Below are 22044 nucleotides of genomic sequence, written 5' to 3' on the forward strand. Positions count from 1 at the left end.
GGAGGGAGTGACGTTGTCAGGGGAAACGGTGAGTCAGGCGCCCGCGTGGTTCACGGAGTTGTTCGCGCATCGGCGCTGGATCCGGCGATCGGGGCCGTTTCCGCACGTGTACGTGCGCGACGTCTTCGTGGAGGACTTCTACAAGCGACTGGCCGACGAATACCAGCGAGTGCTCGACGCGCGATCCAGCGCGTTCTCGCGGGTGGCCGACAACTACAGTGCCAGCGGAATTCCGCTCGCCGAACTGCGCGACGGACCGCTCGCGCTGTTCACCTCGCGGGAATGGCACGACCTCATCGCGTCGGTGGCCGGGGTGGAGGTCACCGGCGACGTGGAGGGCTCGATCCACCACCATTCGCCGGACAGCCCGGCGGGCTGGCCGCACAACGACCTGAATCCGGCGTGGTTCGCCGGCCCGGCCCCTGGCCCGGACGAGGTGCGTCTGCCGGACCCCAGCGTCAACACCAAGACGGGGGCGAAGTCCGACGGCGTCACCGCGCGGGAGACGGTGCGCGCCGTCGCGCTGCTGTTCTACCTGGGCAATCCCGGATGGCAGCCGGGCGACGGCGGCGAGACCGGCTTGTACGCCAATATCGCCGACCCGGCGCCGACGCTCGCGGTGCCGCCGCTGGACAACTCGATGGTGATCTTCGAGTGCACGCCGCGGTCCTGGCACACCTACCTCGGCTACAACCGAGCCTCGCGCAGCAGCATCGTGATGTGGCTGCACCGGCCGAAGGACGACGCGATCCAGCGTTGGGGAGGAGACCGCATTGTCCAGTGGTAACCGACGGGTCTGCCTGCTCACCGGCGCGGGCGGCCTCTTGGGCGACGCGTTCTGCCGTGCCCTCTACACCGCCTACGACATCGTCGCCGTCTGCGGCACCCGCGTACCGGCGACGCCCTCGCAGCACGAGTGGTTCGTCGATCCCTTCGACCCGCAGGGCACGGTGCCGGAGAACGATTCCCGGGTCTTCCTGATCCGTTCCGATCTCACCGCGCCGGGTGAGGTCGACCGGGTCATCGATCTGGCGCTCGCCAAGTTCGGCGGCGTCGACCTGCTGGTCAACAATGCCGCGAGCCTGCGGCTGCATCCGCAGGGCATCGTCGACGGCGACACCGCGATCGACGACTTCGAGCCCCAGTTCGCGCTGAACGTCGGTGTGCCGCTGCGGCTCTCGGCCCGATTGGCGCAGCGCGGCTGGATGCACGACATCGACGGCAACCGCGCGCGCAACCGCAACATCGTCAACGTCTCCAGTCTGTCCGGCTCGAATGTCTATCCCGGCGGCCAGGCGGTGTACGCCGCCTCCAAGGCGGCGCTGAACCATTTGACCCGACACCTGGCCGCGGAGTTCGCGGAGTTCGGCGTCCGCGCCAACGCGGTGGCTCCCGACAGCTTCCCGGCCCGGGTGCCGACGGAGAAGGTGCTGCAGGCGATCCTCGAACTGGACACCGGCGCCATGACCGGAGGCGTGTACAGCGTCGTCGCCAATTGAGCCCGCCGGGCCGCCGCGGGGCCGCCTCTGGCAGGGTGAACACATGCGAGTCGACGGGCGGGAGATCCCGGTAACGGGTAGTCTCCTGCAGCCGCTGATCCGGCGAACCACGGACATCGTCCGGGTCATGTTCGCTGCGCTGTGGCTCGGTGTGGTCATCGCGGCCTCGGTGATCACCCGGCCGGAATGGCTCGCGCTGGAAAGCTCGGTTTCCAACATCGTCGACTTCCTCACCCCGGACCAGTCCAATCTGATCTACCTGATCTACGGCATCGCGATCCTCATCCTGCCGTTCGCGATCCTCATCGAGCTGATCATCGGCAGGCAGTGGAAGCTGCTCGCGGGCTACGCCGCGGCCGGGCTGGTCGCCGGGCTGCTGCTCTCCATCACCGGGACCGGCATCTCCGCGCCGCAGTGGCACCTGCAGGTGCCCGATCGGCTCGACACCTTCCTCTCCCAATTCCTCGACGACCCGCGCTGGATCGCCATGCTCGCCGCGGTGCTCACGGTCTCCAGCCCGTGGCTGCCGACCAAGCCGCGCCGCTGGTGGTGGTTCCTGCTGCTCGCCTTCGCGCCGATCCACCTGGTGGTCAGCACCGTGGTGCCCGCGCGGGCGATGTTCGGGCTCGCGGTGGGCTGGCTGGTCGGCGCGGTGATCGTCTGGGTGGTCGGCACCCCGGCGCTGGAGGTGCCGCTGGACGCCGCGGTGCGCGTGCTCGCCAAGCGGGGGCACACCGTCACCGGGTTCACCGTGGTGCGACCGGCCGGGTCGGGTCCGCTGGTGCTCGCCGCCGCCGTGACCGGTCCGGAGCGCGAGCTGACCGTCGAGATGTACGGCAAGAACCAGCGCAGTCACAGCGCGCTGCGCATGTTCTGGCGCTGGCTGACCTTCCGCAGCAGCGAGACCGGCGCGCTGCACGGCTCCATGCACCGCGCCGTCGAGCACCGCGCGCTGATGACGATCGCCGCGGGCGACCTCGAACTCGCCGGTCAGCAGGTGGTCGCGGTGGCCGCGCTGGATCGCGGCTGGATGCTCTACGCGCATACCGACTCCGGCGGCGCGTCGATCGCCGAGACCCCGATCGACCGGCTGCCCACGGTCTGGAAGGCGCTCGACGCTCTGCACACCGGCCGGATCGCGCACGGCGACCTGCGTCCCGACGACATCCGCGTCACCGAGGACGCCGTGCTGTTCAGCGGTTTCGGCAATGCCGAGTTCGGCGCGTCGGACACCCAGATCCAGTCCGACATCGCGCAGCTGCTGGTCACCACGGCCGCGGTCTACGGCAAGGAGTCCGCGGTGCGCGCCGCCATCGACGCGCTCGGCGAGCAGACCGTGCTCACCGCGACCCGCCGCCTGACCAAGTCGGCCATGCCGTCCGGCATCCGGGTCTCGATTCCGGAGTGGGGTTCGATCGTCGCCGAAACCCGGGACGAGGTGCGCGAGCAGACCGGCAAGGATCGGATCGAGGCCGATCAGATCACCCGGTTCTCCCGCAACCAGATCATTCAGCTGGTGCTGCTGATCGGCCTGGTCTACGTGGCGTACCCGTTCATCAGCCAGGTCCCGACCTTCTTCACCCAGCTGAGGACGGCCAACTGGTGGTGGGCGCTGCTCGGGCTCGCCGTCTCCAGCCTCACCTATATCGGCGCCGCGGCCGCGCTGTGGGCCTGCGCCTCCGGCATGGTGAACTTCCGCAACCTGGTGATCATGCAGATCGCCAACACCTTCGCCGCGACCACCACGCCCGCGCGCGTCGGCGGTCTCGCGTTGAGCGTGCGGTTCCTGCAGAAGGGCGGGCTCGGCGCGGTGCGGGCGACGGCGGCCGTCGCGCTGCAGCAGGCGGTGCAGGTGATCACCCACCTCAGCTTGTTGATCCTGTTCAGCATCGTGGCCGGTACCTCGGCGGACCTCTCGCATTTCGTGCCGGATCCGCTCGTCCTGTATCTGGCCGCGGGTGTAGGCGTCGGCATCATCGGCACCTTCATGTTCGTGCCGAAACTGCGGCGCTGGCTGAACAATTCGGTTCGGCCCCAGCTTCAGGAAGTGCTCGGCGAGCTCGGCCAGCTGGCAAGGGACCCGAAGCGGTTCGCCATCATCGTCGCGGGCTGCGCCGCCATCACGCTCGGCATGGCGGGTGCGCTGTGGGCCAGTGTCGAGGCCTTCGGCGGCGGCACCACGTTCGTCACCGTCACGATCGTGACCATGATCGGCGGCACGCTCGCCTCGGCCGCCCCGACACCCGGCGGCGTCGGCGCCGTCGAGGCGGCGCTGATCGGCGGCCTGGCCGCCTTCGGACTGCCCGCGAACATCGCCGTGCCCGCGGTGCTGCTCTACCGCGTCCTCACCTGCTGGTTGCCGGTGTTCTGCGGGTGGTTCACCATGCGGTGGATGACCGCGAAGAACATGATCTGAGTTATCGCCGGACTGGCGTTCGCTGCGCCGCCGCTACTTCGTCGCGAGCAGGACCCCGGCGAGCGGCGGGACGGTTTCGAACTCGATCGAGCGGAACCCCGCTGCCGACAAGGGTTCTCGGTAGCGGCGGATGTCGATGGCGGCGAGCGGGTCGGCGTGCTGTCCGGCCGCGTCGCCGGTGCGGTGCGCGGCGAAGCGGGACATCGTGCGGATGAGTTTCGGCAGGACTCGCCCGGCGGGGTGGGTGTCGGCGAGGAGGAGTCGGCCGCCGGGGCGCAGCACGCGGTACATGTGGGCGAGGGCGGCTTCGCGCTGGGTCTCCGGGATGTGGTGCATGACGAACGTGCAGGTCACCAGGTCGAACGAGGCGTCGGGGTGGTCGAGGGTCTGCGCGGGGCCAAGCTCGAAACGGCAGTTCGGCAGCTTCGCGTGGGCGGTGGCGTAGGCGATCATGCGCGGTGACGGGTCGCGTCCGACGACCTCGCCCGTGTCCCCGACGCGGGCGGCCGTGGCGCGGGCGAAATCGCCCGGACCACAGCCGATGTCGATCACGCGGTCGCCAGGGGCGGCGCCGCTGCGGGCGATGAGTGCGGCATTCTGCGCGCGGAACGCGGAGCGGACGAAGCGGTAGCCGCGCGGGCGGGTGATGAGCAGGCCGATCTCGGCGGCTCGGTCGTTTGTGGACTGTTGTGCGTTTCCGGACATATGTTCATGATCGAAGGTGGTCGCTGCGGCGACCAGAAGCAGAAGTACGGAATCCGTCCGGTTCGGGACCACACCGCCCGATCCGTCCGGAAACGCGGGAACAGATGATGAACGAGACAATCGACCGCCGGGTGCGGCGGACCAGGGCGACGTTGCACCGGGCGCTGATCGAACTGCTGCTGGAACGTTCCTACGAGCGAATCACGGTGCGCGACATCCTGGATCGCGCGGACGTCGGACGCTCCACCTTCTACGCGCACTTCCGCGACAAGGACGACCTGCTGCTGGTGAGCAGCACCGAATACCTGCGCGCCGCCATCACCGCGGCCCGCCCGGAGGACCCCGCCGCACCACCGCCCTCGGCTCCGCTCGCACCGGTCTACACGCTCTTCCAACTGGCCGCGGAGAATCCCGAGGTGTACCGCGCGCTACTGGGGCGCAAGGCGGGCGGGCAGCTGCTGCGCGCCACCCGCGGCATGGTCGGCCGGGTGCTCACCGAACAACTGTCCGGGCGGTTCGACATGGACGACGAGGAGTTCACGGCGATGGTGAACTTCCTGTCCTGGGGCGTGGTCGGCACGCTCGGCGCGATCGCCGACGCGGAACCGCCGATTCCGGCGGAGGTCGCCTATCGGCGTGTGGCGGGGTTGATCGGGCCGGGACTGGCCGATCGAATCCGCTGAGGCCGCGCGGCGTGGTCGTCCGAACTTCGGAGCGGGCGTCGCAAGGCAGTTGGCCGCCGGGTCCGGCTTCAGCGGTGGACGAGGGCGAGGGCCTCGGCGGCGGTCAGGCAGCCCGCGGTGACGAGTTCGAGGTTGGCGAGTGCGGCCTCGTGGGCGGCGGGGTCGGCGGCGGCGACGCAGTCGGCGATCGGATGAACCGTGAAGCCGAGATCCGTTGCGTGGCGCGCGGTCTGCTCGACGGTGAGGTTGGTGGCGACGCCGGTGAGGAACAAGGTGTCCAGGCCACGCTCGGTCAGCCAGTCGGGTAGGGCGCTGCCCGCGAGCCCGGACAGCTTCTGGTTGTCGTAGATCGCGCTCGGCTGATCCTTCATCTCCGTGATGACTTGCGCGCCCGGTGATTCCGGACGGAATTCGGTCTGCGCCGCGCCGACCGACCGCATGAAACCGGTGTTGCGCACCAGAGCGCCCTCGCCGACGGGGATGGTGAACCGGGTGAAGATCACCGGGAGATCGGCTTCGGCGGCCGCGTCGTGGAAGTCCACCGCGCGCGGCACGACGCCGCTGGCCGCGACCGGCCCGGCCAGCATCGGACCGAAAAAGCCCTCGGGCCGAACGATGTTCACCTGCCAGTGCAGGGCCAGCACGGCGGCGCGGATGCGGGGAATCGCCATGCCTCGATCCTCACGCATCCGCGCCGCGCGTGTGGCCGATTTCCACCACCCAGTTCGTGGAAATCGGCGGAAGCGCAACGGATCAGGACGAATAATCCTTGCGCAGCTCTACTTTCACGACCTTGCCGCTGGCGTTGCGCGGGAGTTCCGGCACGATCACCAGATCCTTGGGGTGCTTGTAGCGGGCCAGGTTCTCGTTGAGGAACGGCTCCAGCTCCGCGAGGGTGAGCTCGGCGTCGGGGTCGACCAGCGCGACGACGGCGACCGGCACCTCGCCCCACTTCTCGTGCGCGCGAGCGATCACGGCGGCCTCGCGGATCTTGGGGTGCCCGAAGAGCACGTTCTCCACCTCGGCGCAGTAGATGTTCTCGCCGCCGGAGATGATCATGTCCTTCTTGCGGTCGACCACCCAGACGAACCCCTCCTCGTCCGTGCGGACCAGGTCGCCGGAGTGGAACCAGCCGCCGGCGAAAGCCTCGGCGGTGGCCTCGGGCTTGTTCCAGTAGCCCTGCATGAGAGTCGGTCCGCGGTAGACGATTTCGCCGACCTCGCCCGGCGCGACGTCGTTCATCTCCTCGTCCACGATGCGGGCCTGGATGGTGGGGATCGGCTTGCCCACCGAACCGAGCTTGCGCAGCGCGTCCTCGCCCTCGAGCACGCAGGTGATCGGCGACATCTCGGTCTGGCCGAACACCGCGACGTTGGCGGCGTTCGGGAAGCATTCCGCCATGGCGCGCAGCACCGAGTCCGAGGCGGGCGCGGCGCCCCAGCTGAGCATGGTGAGCGCGAGCTTGCGGTCCTTCACGGTGGGCTCGGCGCAGATGGCCTGCCACTGCGCGGGCACGCAGAACGCGGTGGTGGCCTGTTCCTTCTCGACGGCGTCGAGGAACTCGGTGGGATCGAACGCGCCGAGGGGGTGCAGCACGGTCTTGCCGCCGAGCAGGAAATACGGTGCGAGACTTCCGAGTCCGGCGATGTGGAACAGCGGCGAGGTGCAGAAACCGATGGACTCGGGGCCGAGGTTCATGGCCCGGATACAGGTCAGCGCCTGCGCGTTCATGTTCGCGTGCGAGAGCACGGCGCCCTTCGGGCTGCCCGTGGTGCCCGAGGTGTACATGATCAGCGAAGGGGTGTCCTCCGGGATGTCCAGCGGCGTGTGGGGCGTCCCCTCCTCGGCCAACACGTCGTCGTATCCGAGCACGCCCTCCGCGCTCTTGCCGCCGATCACGACGCAGGTCTCCAGCACGGGCGACTGCGCGAGCACGGCGGTGGCCAGCGGCTGTAGAACGGTGTCGGTGACGATGGCCTTGGCCCCGCTGTCACCCACGATGTAGGCGACCTCGGGCGGGGTGAGCCGGAAGTTCACCGGCACCGCGATGGCGCCGAGCGCGTTGATGCCGAAGACCGCTTCGATGTATTCGGGGTAGTTCAGCGCGAGGATGAGGACCCGATCGCCGAACCCGACGCCACGCCTGGCCAGCGCGTCGGCGAACTTCTGCGAGCGCTCGTGCAGCTGCTGCCACGTCGTGTCCACACCACGGAACCGCAGGGCGACCGCGTCCGGGCGCATCTGCGCGTGGGCGGCGATCTGGTTGTTCCAGTGGTTGCGCCGCGACCTGATCGGCTCGTCGAGCGCCTGTGCACCGGTGGTCATGCCACGTACTCCTCTCGGACCGCCTACAGCGTCCGCCGGGGTGGCCGACCGCCAGGGCGGGCTGAATTGAGACGAGAATAACAACTAACTTAATCGCGCGGCAAGAGATCAAGAGATGAATCATCGTTAATTGACTCAGTGCTGTGGCGCTCGTTGCGGAAGCGCCGCCATCTGCGTTTTTGGGCGGGCGCAGTGCCCTCGAGGGCGCTATCGAACAGCACTGCGCCTGTTTAGCTATGCGAACGGTGACTCACTTACCAGTTGTACGTGAGTCGACCCTCATGTCACGATCGTCCTGTCGGGACGGACCGGCACGCGTGGCGCGCCTGCGCTGGGGCAAGCCGTCGCGGTGGGACAGAACAGCGGTGCGCGATCCACGGACGCCGCCGTCATACGGAGGAGAGCGCAATGCTGCGGACCAGGTTCACCGAGGAATTCGGGATCGAGCACCCGATCGTGCAAGGCGGCATGATGTGGGTCGGCCGGGCCGAACTCGTCGCCGCCGTCGCCAACGCGGGCGGACTCGGTTTCATCACCGCGCTGACCCAGCCCACCCCCGACGATCTGCGCAGGGAGATCGAGCGCACCCGCGAACTGACCGACAAGCCGTTCGGCGTGAACGTGACCATCCTGCCCTCGATCAACCCGCCGCCGTACGCGGAATACGTGCAGGCCATCATCGAGAGCGGCGTCAAGATCGTCGAGACGGCGGGCAGCAATCCGGAGCCGTTCCTGCCGTACTACAAAGAGGCGGGCATCAAGGTGCTGCACAAGTGCACCAGCGTGCGGCACGCGCTCAAGGCGCAGAAGATCGGCGTCGACGGCGTGAGCATCGACGGGTTCGAGTGCGCGGGTCATCCCGGCGAGGACGACATCCCCGGCCTGATCCTGATTCCCGCCGCGGCCCGCGTGCTGGAGATCCCGATGATCGCCTCCGGCGGCATCGCCGACGCCCGCGGCCTGGTCGCGGCGCTCGCGCTCGGCGCGGACGGCGTCAACATGGGCACGCGTTTCCTGTGCACCGCGGAGTCGGCGATCGACCAGAAGGTCAAGGAACAGATCGTCGCCAACAGCGAGCTCGACACCCAGCTGATCTTCCGCACCATGCGCAACACCGCGCGCGTCGCGGACAACGAGATCAGCCGCAAGGTGGTCGAAATCGAGAAGGCGGGCGGCACTTTCGAGGACGTGCGCGAGCTGGTCGCGGGCGCGCGCGGCCGCCGCGTCTTCGAAGAGGGCGACCTGGACGCGGGCATCTGGTCGGCGAGCTTGGCCCAAGGCCTGATCCACGACATCCCCACCTGCGGCGAACTCATCAGCCGCATGGTCTCCGAGGCGGAACAGCTCATCACCGCCCGCCTCGCCGACGTCGTCGCCTGAGGTCGGGCGAAATCGACGGTAGTCGAATGGTTGCGTATCAAGATCGAAGTTCGGCCATACGACTGCCGTCGAATCCATTTCTCTATCGACGGTAGTCAAATGGCGATAGCCAGGTCGTTGCCGGTAAGCCGCGACACCGCACGGATCGCTCTGCTCGAACGCCTACAACGGGCAACGGTGCCACTCAGCGCATTTGGACACCGTGCACCCGAACGGCATTCTCAGCGCGAGGGGTTGCGGGTGGCGCGGGCGGTGACCGCGGCGTGGTCGTGGCCCGCGACGATCTCGATGTCGTCGGGGAGGGCGTGTAGGCGGTGGATGACGGCGAAGGCGGCGTCGCGGTCGGAGTCGAACAATTGGCCTGGCATGGGGGCCTTTTCGCGTAGCAGGTCGATCTGGAGCTTGCTCCATACGGCGTCGCCCGCGAGCAGGACGCGGGTGCCGTCGTCCACCGCGAGGAGCACGCCGATGCTGCCCGGGGTGTGGCCCGCCAGGTCGAGCAGCAGTACCGAACCGTCGCCGAACAGGTCCTTGCTGCGCGGGAAGGTCAGCACCGGAGGGCCGTCGAGTTCGAAGGGGTCGAAGGTGCGTCCACGCAAGGGGCCGCGCGCCACGCCGACCGGTGCGTGCGCGCCGAGCATGGCCCACGCGTGTTCGGCGGCGGGCAACCGGACGGGCACCTCGGCGGGCAGCTCGAGCAGGCCCGACACATGATCCCAGTGCAGATGGGTGGGAATCACGAAATCGATGTCGCTACCCGCCAAGTCGCGCGCCGCCAGCGCGTCGGACAGGCCGAGCACCGGCTTGTCCGGCGCGACGAACAGCGGCACCGGGAACGGCAGCTCGGGTATCACGCGATCGTGCACGCCGGAGCACAGCGCCGGGTCGACGATGAACCTCGCCTTCGGGTGCTCGATCAGGAACGCCGACATGATCAGCGGCAGCTCCCGCAGGCTGCGCACCCCCTCGGCGACGATGGTCTCCGGTGCGGTCATGTCGCCCTGGGCGAGCACCGTCAGCCGGACGGTCGCGGTGGGGCGCGGCGGCTCGGCGACGGTCAGCCGGGCCAGCAGGTCGGTGTCGGGGCGGCGGGGGCGCAACAGCTTGCCCGGGGTCGCGGCGAGCGCGGCGCAGCAGCGCAGCACGGTGGGCAGGGTCGGCGTCCGCTCGGCGCGCGTCGCACGGTCGGGTTCGAGCACGGTTGTCACGGTAGGGGATGGGCCGGTTTCCGGAAAGCATCCGGGCGACACGCGGGGGCCGCGAGAACTCTTGGCGTGTCGCCAAACGCGCAGGCGAACAGCGGAAAACGGACGTTTTCCGGCCTCTACAGGTACGGCATAATCGCGGGGGTACCGTTCCCGGGCCGCGAACCGCCGGGAGACGGGGAGGGAGGACGAGATGCGGCCCAGTCAGCCGGACGGGCAAAGTGATACCACCGGAAACGGCCATACCGGCGTGCGCGATCGACGTGCCGCGCTCGCCGACGCCGCCGTCGTGGCGATCGCCGAGTTGCTCGGCGTCGCGCCCGCCGCGGTGTCCACCCGCACGCCGTTCGCCGAGCTCGGGCTGAGCTCGACGCAACTGGCGCGGCTGACCGCACAACTCGAGGACGCGATGGGCGTCGAGGTGTCGCTGGAAGCCGTGTACGACCACCCCGATATCGAGCAGTTGGCCGAGTTTCTCGCGATGCGATGACCGCACGCACTCCGTCCACCCAGCCATCGGTCGCCATCGTCGGCATGGCGTGCCGGGTGCCCGGCGCCGCTGGTCTGGACGAATTCTGGCGGCTGCTGACGGCCGGGCGCGATGCCACCGGCGATCCACCTCCGGGCCGGTCGGTGACCAGGCGGGCGGGCTATCTCGACGACATCGAGTGGTTCGACAACGACTGGTTCGCCATCTCGGCCCGCGAGGCGGCGCTGATGGATCCGCAGCAGCGCGTCGCGCTTGAGGTCTCCGTCGAGGCGCTCGACGACGCCGGGATCGGCTATCGCACCAGGGCTTCCGATGCCGCCGTGGTGTTCGGCGCGTGCGGATACGACCACGGCGTCACGGTGCTCGGCGGCGGTGAACAGGACGCGCCGTACGCGGTGACGGGTTCCGCGCTCAGCATCATCGCCAACCGGCTGTCCTACGCGCTCGACCTGCACGGGCCGAGCCTTGTGGTGGACAGCGCGTGCTCGTCCTCGCTCGCGGCGGTCGACATCGCGCTGCGGCTGCTCGCGGACGAGACCGTGCCCTTCGCGATCGTCGGCGGCGTGAATCTGACGCTGCTGCCGCACACCTCGGACTACCTGGCCGAGAGCGGATTCCTGGCCGAGGACGGGCGCTGCAAGCCGTTCTCCGCGGCGGCCGACGGCTACACGCGCAGCGACGGGTGCGGCGTGCTCGTCCTCCAGCGCACCGCCGACGCGCGGCGCGAGGGAAACCGCGTGTACGCCGAGATCCTCGGTGCGGCGGTCGGTTCGGACGGCCGCTCGAACGGCCTCTACGCGCCGAACGGACGCGCTCAGCGAGAGACCGTGCGCGCCGCGTGGTCTCGCGCCGGACTCGACCCGCGCCGCGCGGGTTACATCGAATGCCACGGCACCGGAACGGCTCTCGGTGACGCGGTCGAGGTCGGCGCGTTGGCCGCGGTGCTCGGCGGCGGGGACACCTGGATCGGTTCGGTGAAGTCCAATCTCGGCCACCTCGAGGCGGCGGCGGGCGTGACCGGGTTGATCAAGACCGCGCTGTCGATCCATCGCGGCGTCATCGCACCGACCATTCATTTCGACATTCCGAACCCGCTGCTGAAGTTGGCCGAGCGCGGACTGCGGGTGCCGACGGAGCCGATCGACTGGACGGCCGCGCCGGAAGAGCGGCTGGCCGGGGTCAGCTCGTTCGGATTCGGCGGGACCAACGCCCACGTCGTGCTGCGCGGGTATCCGGAGTCCGCGGCGTCGCGAGGTGACGAGCCGCCGGTACTGATACCGGTGACCGGACGCGACGTGGCGGATTTGCAGATTCAGGCGCTGGCGTTGGCGCAGCGGTTGGATTCGGAGGGTGAGTTCGCCTCGAGTCGCGGCGATTCGGTGCGCGACTCCGTAGCCGGGTGGAATTCGGAATCCGCTGGGAGGACCGGCATTACGGGGCTTTCGGACGGCGCGGCCAAGCGCTCACCCGGCCGCGAATCCCCCAGGGATACCCCGCCGGAACTCGACGGCAAATTTCCTACGGCTACCGGGGCGATACTCGACGGCGAGCCCCGCACGGCTACCCGGCCAGTACTCGACGGCGGATCACCCACGGCTGCCGCGCCAATACTCGACTGCGAATTCACCACGGCTGCCTCGCCGGTACTCGAGGGCGAATTCCCCACCGCTACCCGGGCGGTACACGACAGCACTTCCCCCACGGCTGCCCCGCCGGTACTCGACCGTGAATCCCCCACGGCTACCCGGGCGGTACACGACGGCGAATCCCCCACGGCTACCCGGGCGATACGCGACGGCGAATCCCCCACAGCCGTCACTCCGGTACTCGGCCGCGAATCGCCCACGGCCGCCCGTCCAGTACTCGACGGCGAACTCCCCACAGCTAACTGGGCGATACTCGACGGCGAATCCCCCACGGCTACCCGGGCGGTACACGACGGCGAATCCCCCACAGCCGCCCCACCGGTATTCGACGGCGAATCTCCCACAGCCGCCCCACCGGTATTCGACGGCGAATCTCCCACGGCCGCCCCACCGGTACTGGACAGGGTAGGCGCGACGGCTGACCCACCGGTCCCGGGCGGAATAGCCTCGACGGCAGACGCGACCGTACGGACGGCGCGGCCGTCGCCGAGTGGATGGTGTCGCAGTTCCGCGACCGCGATCGCGGAAAACACGACATCCGAGCGCATTCCCGTACCCGAGCCCACCACACGCGCCGCGGGCAGAGATGAAACCACTGCGGCGGCTGGGTATTCCACTTCAACCCTTCGCCCACTCGCCGCGGCGGCGGCCCGATTGCTGCCCGAGGACGCGCGTGCCAGCGTGATCGCGCACGACCGCGCGACGGCGGTCACCGCGTTGCGGGCGTTGGCGCGCGGCGAGAGCGGTCCCGCGATCACCGGTCCCGGCACGGTCCGGCGGCGCGGCGGTGTGCTGTTCCTGTTCTCGGGGCAGGGCGGGCAGCATGCGCGGATGGGACGCGCGTTGGCGGCGCGCTATCCCGTGTTCGCCCGTGCCCTGGCCGAGGCAGCGGACGCGATCGCGGGGCACGGCGGGCCGAAGGTGTGGACCCCGCGCTACGGGTTCGGTCTCGGCGAGGACGGGCGAGCCGCCACCGAACTGGTGCAGCCCGCGATTTTCGCCTACCAGGTGGCGTCTGCGGAGCTGTTGGCCTCCTGGGGGATTCGGCCGGACGCGGTGGCGGGGCACAGCCTCGGCGAGATCGCGGCGGCGGCGGTGAGCGGCGCGTTGACGCTCGCCGACGCGGCGCTGGTCGCGGTGCGGCGCAGCCGTGCACTGGCGACGCTCGACGGGCAGGGCGCGATGGCGCTGCTGGAGGCCACCCCGGACGAGACGGAGCGGCTGGTCGCGCCGGTGCGGGCCGAGGTGGCGATCGCCGCGGTGAACGGACCGCGTTCGGTGGTGGTGTCGGGGACGCCGCGCTATATCGACACTGTCGTGCGACGGGCGAAGCGCCGCGGCATGTTCGCACAGCGCATCGCCGTCGACTTCGCCGCGCACAGTCCTCAGGTCTCCTCCGTGCTGACCGAATTCATCGGCGCACTGGGCGATTTGGCGCCACGTACGCCACACACCCCCGTCTACTCCACGACACGCCGCGGCGCGGTGTTGACGACGGCCGCGCTGGACCGCGACTACTGGGCCGAGAACGCCTCGGGGACAGTCGAACTCGCGGCCGCACTGGAACGCGCCGCCGCGGACGGACTGGCGACGGTACTGGAACTCGCGCCGCACTCCGTCCTCGCTTCGGCCGCCCGCGAGTATCCGGAATTCCGCGCCGCCACGTACCCGATCGCCGATCGTGACGACGAAGCCGGGGCCTTCTTGCGGTGCCTGGCCGGGTTGTACGACGAGGGCCGTCCGCTCGACTGGTCCGCGAGCGGACCCTTCGTCGTTCCGCCACCGCGCAGGCGCTGGCGGCGCAGCCAATTCGACCTCGTCACGCGACATCGAACCGGTCGAGCGACAACGCCTTTCCGCACCGGCTCGCTGGAAGATCATGTGGTGCGCGGCGTTCCCACCGTGCCCGCCGTGCACTGGGTGCGCAGGCTGCTGCACCAAGCGAACAGCGCGGCGGCCGGGATGATCGCCGATTTCGTCGTCCACGAACGCACCGACCTGTCCGTGCTTCCCGAAGCCGTCTACCGCACCGACGACGCGAGCGTCCGGGTGCACGCGGGCGCGACGCTGCTCGCCGCGGCACGGCCCGCACCGGGACCGACCCCCGCGGACATCGTCGCGTGGATGCGCGCGGTCGACGCCAATCGCGCCGCCCAGCACCGGATGCGGACGCTCGCGGCAGGTTCGTTCTACGACGCGCTGCGCCGCAGGGGACTCGAATACGGTCCGCGCTTTCGTCCGCTGCGCGCCGTCGCCGCCGCACCCGGGCGCGCGCTCGGGCATTTCGATGCGGCCGAATTACACAGCGCCGCAACTTTGGACGGTTGCCTGCATCTGCTCGCCGCGGCCGCGGACGGCACGCTGCCCGACGGACTCGTCCCGCTGCCGATCGCCATGGATACGGCGTGGGTATCCACCGAGCCGGGGCGCGTGGTGGCCGAGGCGCACGCCGTCACCCGTGAGCGCACGGCGCGCGGTTTGATCGGCGACGTCGTCGGCACCGATCAGCACGGTGTGCCCGTACTGGCGTTCTCCGGCGTGCGGGTTCGTTTCGCGGACGCGCGATCGGTGGATCACTTCCGGCACGACGAGGACTTCGGCGGCGAGGAGCGCGGAATCTTCCGCACCGAAACGTGGCAGCCGATCCTCGACCCCGCGAGCCAGAGCTACGACCTGACGCGAGTACCGCCAATCAACACCGCGCACTACGCCCCACACCCCAGAAACGATGCGACACCGGCGAACTCAACCAACGCCCCGCATTACGCACCGCACCCGGGGAACGATGCGGCACCGCCGAACTCGGCCCACGCCCCGCACTACGCCCAGCACTTGGCGAACGATGCGACACCCGCGAACTCAACCAACGCCCCGTACTCCGCCCCACTCCCGACGAACAATGCGACACCGGCGAACTCAGCCAAGACCGCGCACTCCGCCCCGCACCCGACCAACGATGCGACACTGGCGAAGGCAGCCAACGACGCGCACTCCGCCCCGCACCCGGGGAGGGATGCGGCACTGGCGAAGGCGGCCAACGACGCGCACTTTGCCCCGCATCAGGGGAAGAGTCCGACACAGGCGAGCTCGGCCGACATCGCGCACTCCTCGCCGGGCAATGAACCGGTACCGGCAAGTCCAGCGCGGAGGGGAAGCACATCCGGCGCTCCGCATCCGAGGCGCGCGCTCGTGGTGGGCGAGTCCGACCTCGCCGTTCGACTGTCCCGCGCGCTGGAGCGCACACTGCCGACCGAGCGGATCGCACGGGAACCCGACGCGGCCGGAGCCATCCTCGCGTCGGTGCTGCTGGCCCGGGACGCCGCCGACCGCACCGCGCTGGTGACCGTCTGGCCCGACGACGGCGGCGAACCCGGCACCTCCGCGGTCGGCCGAGTTCTGGACGTGCTGCAATGCGCGCAGTCCGATCCGGCGATCGGCTCGCTGACCGTCCTGCTTCCGCAACGAGCACGGCGCGGAAGCACCGCCAACGCCATCGCCGGGCTGACCCGGACACTCCAGCTCGAGTCCGGCCGTCCGGTGCGGCTGGTCTGGACCGATACCGATCCGCGCACGCTGCCCCGGCTCGTCGAGCTGGTCACCCAGGACGCGCACCCCGCCGAACTCGAGGTGACCGCAGGCGAACTGGCGGTGCGGCGGTTCGTCCCGGCCACGCCGGACGCCCCGCCCATCGTGATCGATCCGGACGGAACCTACGTGGTGACGGGCGGTCTCGGCGCGCTCGGCGCGGTCGCGGTGCGCTGGCTGCTGGACGCGGGCGCGCGCGACGTGGTCGTGTTGACGCGTTCACCCCGCCCGGTGCCCGCCGTGCTGGACGGCTCCGAGGATCACGTGGTCGTCGTCGGCTGCGACGTGGCCGATCGCAGCGACCTCGCCAACGCGCTCAACGACATTCGCGAATGCGGCTCCACCATCCGTGGCGTGATACACGCTGCGGGCGCGCTGGAGGACGCCGCCTTCGAGGACGTCGACGCGGACCAGCTGGCCAGGATGTTCGCGCCGAAGGTCGGCGCGGCCGCCGACCTGGTGGCGCTCACGGCCGCCGACCCCACCGATTTCGTGCTCCTGTTCTCCTCTGCCACCGGCGCTTTCGGCGCACCCGGTCAGGCGGCGTACGCGGCTGCCAACGCCGCGATGGACGCGGTTGCCGCCGCTGCGGGAGACCGCCGGGTGCTCAGCATCGGGTGGGGAGTGTGGGCGACGGGCCTCGCGGCGACGGCAGGCGGCGCGGAGCACCTGCGCCGTGCGGGCATCGCCGCCCTCGACGCGGAGCGTGGCGCGGCGATGCTGGCCAAGGCCTTGCGGTACCACAGACCGTATCTGCTCGCCTTGGACTACACGCCGACCGACGACCGGTCGCCGGTGGCGGCCCGCCTCCGCGAGCTCCTCGGCGCACCGTCCTCCTTCGAGCGATCGCCGAATTCGGCCGGTGTATCGACGGCCCGCGGTAGCGACAACCCGATCCGCCGATCCGACGGCGTCGCACCGGCCGATCCGGAGTCGATCACCGCCGCCATCCGCCGCGTGCTGGCCGCCACCCTGGACCTGCCCGCCGAAATGATCGGCGCCACCGACGACTTCAACGATCTCGGCCTCAGCTCGCTGCTCGCCATCGAGGCGCGCCGCACGCTGGAGGCGCGGCTCCGCATCGCTATCTCGACAGCCGAACTCTTCCAGCACCCCACCATCGCCGCCCTCGGCGCCGCCCTCGCCGACCGCGTCGCCGCGAACGACAGCGAGGCATCGTGACCACCGAGCACCCCAGCCCGCTCGCCGCTCTTGCCGGCCGGGTCGCCAGAAATCACTGCGAGGCACCGTGACTGCCGATTTTCCCAGCCCACTCGCCGCCCGCGTCGCGGCGTGGGCGGCGACCAAGCCCGATGCCGAAGCCTTCGTCGAATTGCGATATCGCGGAACGTCCTGCTTCCCACGGTCGCTGACCTACGCGCAATTACACCGCGCCGCAGGCACACTCGCATCGCAGCTGCGCGCGACCACCGAACCGCGCGACCGGGTGGCGATCCTGTGCGCACACGGCCTGGACTACGTGGTGGCCTTCCTCGCCTGTCTCTACGCCGACCGCGTCGCGGTGCCGCTCTTCCCGGTCTCCGGCGCGCGCAATACCGCGCGGCTCGAGGGCGCGCTCGCCGACTCCCGTCCTGCGCTGTGCCTGCTCTCCCCTGGCGACGCGGTGACCGAGCCGAGCGTCGGCACGTCGCTCGGCCGCATCCACTACCTGCCCGACGAACTGGTGACCGCAGAGGCCTCGGACCCGGTGCTCGATCCCGTCGGCCGGGGTCCCGCGTACCTCCAGTACACCTCCGGCTCGACCAAGGCACCCGCCGGCGTCGAGGTGACGCACGCGAATCTCGGTGCGGCACTCGCGCAGCTCTGGACCGCGGTGCCCGCGGCGCGACACAAACCCATCGTCACGTGGTTGCCGTTCTTCCACGACATGGGCTTGGTGCTGGCGCTGGCACTGCCGCTGTACTCCGGCGTGCTCGGCGTGACCATGGCGCCGGCGGAGTTCGTCAAGCGTCCGATCCGCTGGTTGCGCGCCTGTGCCGACTACCGGGCGGGCGTCACGGGCGGCCCGAATTTCGGTCTCGCCCTGGCAGTTTCGGGCACCACTCCGCGAGAGCGCGAACAGCTGGATCTCTCCGCCCTGGACGCCCTGCTCAACGGCGCCGAACCGATCCGCGCCGAGGCGCTGGAGCTGTTCTCGAAGACGTTCGCGGCCAACGGTTTCCGCCACTGCGCGCACACGCCCGGTTACGGCCTCGCCGAGGCGACGCTCTCGGTGACCATCGGTGATCAGGCCGCCGAACCCGTGACTTACCGCTTCGACCGGGCTCGTCTCGCCGAGGGCATGGCACTCGTCGACGAGACCGGCGCCGCCGGAGTTCCGCTCGTCGGCTGCGGCTTTCCCGCCGGACAGCGGGTCGCGGTGGTCGATCCGGCCGCCCGAACCGAGCTGCCCGCGACGATGGTGGGCGAGATCTGGGTGGCGGGCCCGAACGTCTGCGGGGGCTACTTCGGCAATGCCGCCGCGACCGAGGAGACGTTCGGCGCCACGCTGGCGGGGCGGCCCGAACGCTGGCTGCGCACCGGCGATCTCGGCTTCACGTTCGACGGCCAGCTGTACATCGCGGGCAGGCTGAAGGACCTCATCGTGGTGGACGGCCGCAACCACTACCCGTCCGACATCGAATCGACGGTGACCGACCACGCGCCGGAAGTGCGCCCCGGCCACGTGACGGCCTTCGGCCACGACGACGGACGACGCGAGGACCTGGTGGTGGTCGCGGAGCTCGCGGAGCACGCCGCCGAAGCCGACGCACTCGCGGAGGTCGCGCGGCGCATCAGGGCCGCGGTCGCGACGGCGCACGAGGTGATGCCGGGTTCGGTCGTGCTCGTGGAGCCGGGCGGAATCCCCAAGACCTCCAGCGGAAAACTACGACGCGGCGAATGTCGCAGGCTCTTCGGCGCGGGCAGGCTTCCGCACCTGGTGACGATCGGCCACCGGCCCGCGCCGTGAACCTCAGTCCTCGGTGCGGCCGAGGAGACGATCGGTCTCGCGCCGCTCCCGCTTGGTGGGGCGACCGGTGCCGCGGTCTCGGCGCGGCATGGTCGCGAGGATCTCGCGGGAGGGCGGGGGCGGGCTGCGGTCGATCAGGCACTGCGCGGCGACGGGAGCGCCGACGCGCTTGGTGATGACCCGCTCGACGATCACGATGCGTTCGACACCGCCCGCGCGGATGCGGATCTCATCGCCCGGCCGCACGGGCTGGGCGGGTTTCGCGGTGCTGCCGTTGACGCGGACGTGCCCGCCTCGGCAGGCTTCCGCGGCGGCGGACCGGGTTTTGAACAGGCGTACCGCCCAGGTCCAGGAATCGACCCTGGCCTGCGTCAAGGCAGCCTGTTCTCCCTTCGGCACCGGTTCAGACTATGCGTACATCCGCCTCGGCTCCAGCCGTGCACGGACCGACGACGGACTTGTCCGAGAGTGACCCTTATTCCACGATGCGGCGAGCGGTGACCACGTCGTCCGGGCTCAGCGAGGTGTAGGACACCGGCTGACCCGACTGGACCGCGTTGAGCAGCTTGCCGTCACCGGCGTACAGGCCGACGTGGCCGCCGCCGTTGGTGATGACGATGTCACCGGGCTTCAGGTCCTGGAAGGCGACGGGGGCACCGACGTGGGACTGCTCGAAGCTGGTGCGGGGCAGCTCGATACCGGCCTGCCGGTAGGCCCACTTCACCAGGCCGGAGCAGTCGAAGCTGGAGGGGCCAGCGGCGCCCCAGGAGTACATGGCGCCGACCTTGGTCTTGGCGGCGTCCAGAGCGATGTCACCCGGAGAGTTCTGCACCTCGAACGGGTTGGGCACCTGGAAGTTCGGGAACTGCGGCGCGGCGAGCGGCGCCTGCTGCGGGGCACCGGCCTGCGGCGCGGCGAGCGCCTGCTGAAGCTGCTGGTTGAGCTGCTGGACCGGCTGCTCGAACTCTTGGGGTACCGGAACATCGAAACCGCCGATGCCGGGGATGTTGATCGTGGCGGCCATCGCGGGCACCGCGGGCATCGCGCCAGTGGCGGCCACCGCACCCATAACGAGAGCACCCTTAACGGAATTCGGCAGTCGCGATTCCCGCTGCAAGCTGTGTTTACCCACCGAGCTGAGTCTCCGATCTTCCTGCTCTTCCACCGACCGGGTTAGCTGACGGGTTCGGGCCGGGAAGATCGGCCCTACCACTCCGGCCTTGCGGCCTTCGCGGATTCACCCCAGACGAACCTGTGGGTCCCCGGCACGGCAGGCGGATCCTGGTGGGCCGACTGCCGTTTAGGTGGTGACTCCATGGCGCCACTCCTCTTACGAAGCGACTCCCTCCACGAAGTCACGAAGAGATTACGATGTCGGAAGCGGTGTTGTCCAGCGCACAGTGCAGTTTTTCCAGCCCTTGTGAAAAATCACTGGACGACCGGGCGGAATGATGCCGAGGTGATCAGGTCACGGTCCGGTCTCGGCGGACTGCACAGTGTTACGAAGCGAGTCGGGCGAGTTCAGGACCGTGAGTCGCGCTCGGCGAGCGCTCGCTCCAGCTCCTCGATGCGCCGCCGCGCCTCGGCCAGGCCGACCTCGAGTTTGCCGAGCGCCATGACCAACGGGCCGACCGCGAGATCGGCGACCAGTTGCGGATCGTCGTAGCCCTGCTCGATGGCGACGAGGATGTTGGACCGGATCAGCCCGGCCTGGGTCGCTCCGGCGGGCACGGTCCAGGACTCGACCACCTCGGCGGTGGTATGGGGAGCTGGCTCCTCGGACATGACTCCTCCGTTCCCACGCGGGCCGTTCACCGAACCGCCCCAAGCGTAAAGACTTCCACGCGGAAGACAAGGGCGAAATACCCCTCTCTACGACATCGGGTAGAGATAGGAAGATTCTTGTGCCCGAACGCGCTACGGTGTGTCGGCATGGACCCCGTGCGCAATCCGTACGCACCCGGCGCGGGCCAGCGCCCGCCCGAACTCGCCGGGCGCGACAAACAACTGACGGCTTTCGACATCGTGCTCGAGCGCGTCGCGCGGGGCAGGCCGGAACGCAGCGTGATGCTCACCGGCCTGCGCGGCGTCGGAAAGACGGTGCTGCTCAATCAACTTCGCTCGGCCGCCATCTCGCGCGGCTGGGGCACCGGCAAGATCGAGGCGCGACCGGATCAGGAACTGCGCAGGCCGCTCTCCTCCGCGCTGCACATGGCCACCCGCGCCATCGCCATGGCGCACCGCAATCCGGAGCGGGTCGACGACTTCCTCGGCATTCTCAAGGCCTTCGCGCTGCGAGCCACCGCGGATAAGGGCATGCGGGAACGCTGGCAGCCCGGCATCGACGTGCCCGCGGTCTCGGGCCGCGCCGACTCCGGCGACATCGAGATCGACCTGGTGGAGTTGCTCAAGGAGGCGGCGGGGCTGGCCAGCGACATCGGCGTCGGCATGGCGATCTTCATCGACGAGATGCAGGATCTCGGCGCCGCCGACATCTCCGCGATCTGCGGCGCCTGCCACGAATTGAGCCAGGACGGCGCGCCTTTGATCGTCGTCGGCGCGGGTCTTCCCCATCTTCCCGCGGTGCTGTCGGCATCGAAGAGTTACTCGGAGCGCCTGTTCAGCTACCACCGAATCGATCGGCTGGACCGGGAGTCGGCCGACCAGGCGCTGATCGCGCCCGCCGAGCGCGAGGAGGTGAAGTTCACCGAGGAGGCGTTGGACGCGCTGTACGAAAGGGCCGACGGCTACCCCTATTTCGTGCAGGCGTATGGCAAGGCGGCGTGGGATCAAGCGCCGGAGAGCCCGATCACCGCCGAGGATGTCGAGGTGGCCTCACCGGCGGCGGAGGAGGAGCTGGCGGTCGGCTTCTTCGGCTCCCGCTATGAGCGGGCAACACCGGCGGAGCGGGAGTACATGCGCGCCATGGCCGACCTGTCCGGCGACGACGGCCCGGTCGCGACCGCCGCGGTGGCGAGCGAACTCGGTCGCAAACCGGCCTCGCTCTCGCCCGCGCGGGACGGTCTGATCAAGAAAGGGCTGATCTACTCGGCCGAGCGCGGCACGATCGGTTTCACGGTCCCGCATTTCGGTCGCTACCTGCGCAGCGTGTGATCGGCGTATCTCCGCAGCGGCGGGA

Annotated in this window: 16 protein-coding genes and 1 riboswitch; of the genes, 9 read left to right on the forward strand and 7 right to left on the reverse strand. The window is 69.8% G+C overall.

Features of this window, described 5'->3' with window-relative positions; genetic code table 11:
• The first annotated feature begins 28 nt into the window (after positions 1 to 28).
• From T333_RS02470 to T333_RS02480, 3 genes are read left to right on the forward strand one after another with little or no spacing between them, the layout of a single operon-like run.
• Positions 29 to 787, forward strand: coding sequence for a 2OG-Fe(II) oxygenase (locus tag T333_RS02470; protein WP_357245473.1), 759 nt, complete (start codon positions 29 to 31; stop codon positions 785 to 787).
• Positions 774 to 1499, forward strand: coding sequence for an SDR family NAD(P)-dependent oxidoreductase (locus T333_RS02475; protein WP_354998367.1), 726 nt, complete (start codon positions 774 to 776; stop codon positions 1497 to 1499). Before T333_RS02470 ends, T333_RS02475 begins: the two co-directional genes overlap by 14 nt.
• A gap of 43 nt (positions 1500 to 1542) precedes the next feature.
• Positions 1543 to 3915, forward strand: a complete 2373-nt coding sequence (locus T333_RS02480; RefSeq protein WP_496423565.1) for a lysylphosphatidylglycerol synthase domain-containing protein — start codon at positions 1543 to 1545, stop codon at positions 3913 to 3915.
• A gap of 33 nt (positions 3916 to 3948) precedes the next feature.
• On the opposite strand, the gene T333_RS02485 is transcribed toward T333_RS02480, so the two are convergent.
• Positions 3949 to 4620 (reverse strand): methyltransferase domain-containing protein, encoded by a 672-nt coding sequence (locus tag T333_RS02485; protein ID WP_496423566.1) that lies wholly within the window; start codon positions 4618 to 4620, stop codon positions 3949 to 3951.
• Positions 4621 to 4727: 107 nt separating this feature from the next.
• Between T333_RS02485 and T333_RS02490 the strand changes: the two genes are divergently transcribed.
• On the forward strand, positions 4728 to 5303 hold the full coding sequence (locus tag T333_RS02490; RefSeq protein WP_354998364.1) for a TetR/AcrR family transcriptional regulator: 576 nt from the start codon (positions 4728 to 4730) through the stop codon (positions 5301 to 5303).
• Between the two features lie 68 nt (positions 5304 to 5371).
• Here the strand turns inward: T333_RS02490 and T333_RS02495 are convergent, their stop codons facing one another.
• Positions 5372 to 5974 (reverse strand): cysteine hydrolase family protein, encoded by a 603-nt coding sequence (locus T333_RS02495; RefSeq protein WP_354998363.1) that lies wholly within the window; start codon positions 5972 to 5974, stop codon positions 5372 to 5374.
• 82 nt (positions 5975 to 6056) lie between these two features.
• Complete coding sequence (gene fadD5, locus T333_RS02500) at positions 6057 to 7628, reverse strand: fatty-acid--CoA ligase FadD5 (protein ID WP_357245485.1); 1572 nt, start codon at positions 7626 to 7628, stop codon at positions 6057 to 6059.
• A gap of 408 nt (positions 7629 to 8036) precedes the next feature.
• On the opposite strand from fadD5, the gene T333_RS02505 reads away from it, so the two are divergent.
• Positions 8037 to 9008 carry an NAD(P)H-dependent flavin oxidoreductase gene (locus T333_RS02505; protein ID WP_496423567.1) on the forward strand — a complete coding sequence of 324 codons (972 nt, stop codon included), beginning with the start codon at positions 8037 to 8039 and terminating at the stop codon, positions 9006 to 9008.
• Between the two features lie 221 nt (positions 9009 to 9229).
• Here the strand turns inward: T333_RS02505 and T333_RS02510 are convergent, their stop codons facing one another.
• On the reverse strand, positions 9230 to 10207 hold the full coding sequence (locus tag T333_RS02510) for an MBL fold metallo-hydrolase (RefSeq protein WP_496423568.1): 978 nt from the start codon (positions 10205 to 10207) through the stop codon (positions 9230 to 9232).
• A gap of 199 nt (positions 10208 to 10406) precedes the next feature.
• Between T333_RS02510 and T333_RS02515 the strand changes: the two genes are divergently transcribed.
• From T333_RS02515 to T333_RS02525, 3 genes are all read left to right on the forward strand, one after another.
• Positions 10407 to 10703: an acyl carrier protein gene (locus T333_RS02515; protein WP_357245492.1), complete on the forward strand. Its 297-nt coding sequence runs from the start codon at positions 10407 to 10409 to the stop codon at positions 10701 to 10703.
• A complete protein-coding gene (locus T333_RS02520; protein ID WP_496423569.1) occupies positions 10700 to 17116 on the forward strand; it encodes an SDR family NAD(P)-dependent oxidoreductase in 6417 nt (2138 codons plus the stop codon). Before T333_RS02515 ends, T333_RS02520 begins: the two co-directional genes overlap by 4 nt.
• A 67-nt stretch (positions 17117 to 17183) precedes the next feature.
• Positions 17184 to 18905, forward strand: coding sequence for a fatty acyl-AMP ligase (locus T333_RS02525; protein ID WP_496423570.1), 1722 nt, complete (start codon positions 17184 to 17186; stop codon positions 18903 to 18905).
• A gap of 3 nt (positions 18906 to 18908) precedes the next feature.
• Here the strand turns inward: T333_RS02525 and T333_RS02530 are convergent, their stop codons facing one another.
• The 3 genes from T333_RS02530 to T333_RS02540 form a co-directional block, all read right to left on the reverse strand.
• Positions 18909 to 19304, reverse strand: a complete 396-nt coding sequence (locus T333_RS02530) for an RNA-binding S4 domain-containing protein (protein ID WP_354998356.1) — start codon at positions 19302 to 19304, stop codon at positions 18909 to 18911.
• A gap of 76 nt (positions 19305 to 19380) precedes the next feature.
• The gene (locus T333_RS02535) at positions 19381 to 19974 is read right to left on the reverse strand and encodes a C40 family peptidase (protein ID WP_496423571.1); all 594 of its coding nucleotides are present in this window, start codon (positions 19972 to 19974) and stop codon (positions 19381 to 19383) included.
• Between the two features lie 78 nt (positions 19975 to 20052).
• A riboswitch (cyclic di-AMP (ydaO/yuaA leader) is annotated at positions 20053 to 20221 on the reverse strand.
• A gap of 205 nt (positions 20222 to 20426) precedes the next feature.
• Positions 20427 to 20690: a hypothetical protein gene (locus T333_RS02540; protein ID WP_354998354.1), complete on the reverse strand. Its 264-nt coding sequence runs from the start codon at positions 20688 to 20690 to the stop codon at positions 20427 to 20429.
• A gap of 147 nt (positions 20691 to 20837) precedes the next feature.
• Between T333_RS02540 and T333_RS02545 the strand changes: the two genes are divergently transcribed.
• The gene (locus T333_RS02545) at positions 20838 to 22019 is read left to right on the forward strand and encodes a DUF8462 domain-containing protein (RefSeq protein WP_354998353.1); all 1182 of its coding nucleotides are present in this window, start codon (positions 20838 to 20840) and stop codon (positions 22017 to 22019) included.
• Positions 22020 to 22044: the final 25 nt, after the last annotated feature.

The sequence above is a fragment of the Nocardia sp. CNS-044 genome, from assembly GCF_059570515.1.

Excerpts from the sequence above, each read along its gene's own strand:
- T333_RS02545 (WP_354998353.1), top strand. The coding sequence starts at position 20,838 with ATGGACCCCGTGCGCAATCCGTACGCACCCGGCGCGGGCCAGCGCCCG.
- T333_RS02505 (WP_496423567.1), top strand. The coding sequence starts at position 8,037 with ATGCTGCGGACCAGGTTCACCGAGGAATTCGGGATCGAGCACCCGATC.
- T333_RS02480 (WP_496423565.1), top strand. The coding sequence starts at position 1,543 with ATGCGAGTCGACGGGCGGGAGATCCCGGTAACGGGTAGTCTCCTGCAG.
- T333_RS02535 (WP_496423571.1), bottom strand. The coding sequence starts at position 19,974 with ATGGGTGCGGTGGCCGCCACTGGCGCGATGCCCGCGGTGCCCGCGATG.
- T333_RS02485 (WP_496423566.1), bottom strand. The coding sequence starts at position 4,620 with ATGTCCGGAAACGCACAACAGTCCACAAACGACCGAGCCGCCGAGATC.
- T333_RS02515 (WP_357245492.1), top strand. The coding sequence starts at position 10,407 with ATGCGGCCCAGTCAGCCGGACGGGCAAAGTGATACCACCGGAAACGGC.
- T333_RS02495 (WP_354998363.1), bottom strand. The coding sequence starts at position 5,974 with ATGGCGATTCCCCGCATCCGCGCCGCCGTGCTGGCCCTGCACTGGCAG.
- T333_RS02520 (WP_496423569.1), top strand. The coding sequence starts at position 10,700 with ATGACCGCACGCACTCCGTCCACCCAGCCATCGGTCGCCATCGTCGGC.
- T333_RS02540 (WP_354998354.1), bottom strand. The coding sequence starts at position 20,690 with ATGTCCGAGGAGCCAGCTCCCCATACCACCGCCGAGGTGGTCGAGTCC.
- T333_RS02490 (WP_354998364.1), top strand. The coding sequence starts at position 4,728 with ATGAACGAGACAATCGACCGCCGGGTGCGGCGGACCAGGGCGACGTTG.
- fadD5 (WP_357245485.1), bottom strand. The coding sequence starts at position 7,628 with ATGACCACCGGTGCACAGGCGCTCGACGAGCCGATCAGGTCGCGGCGC.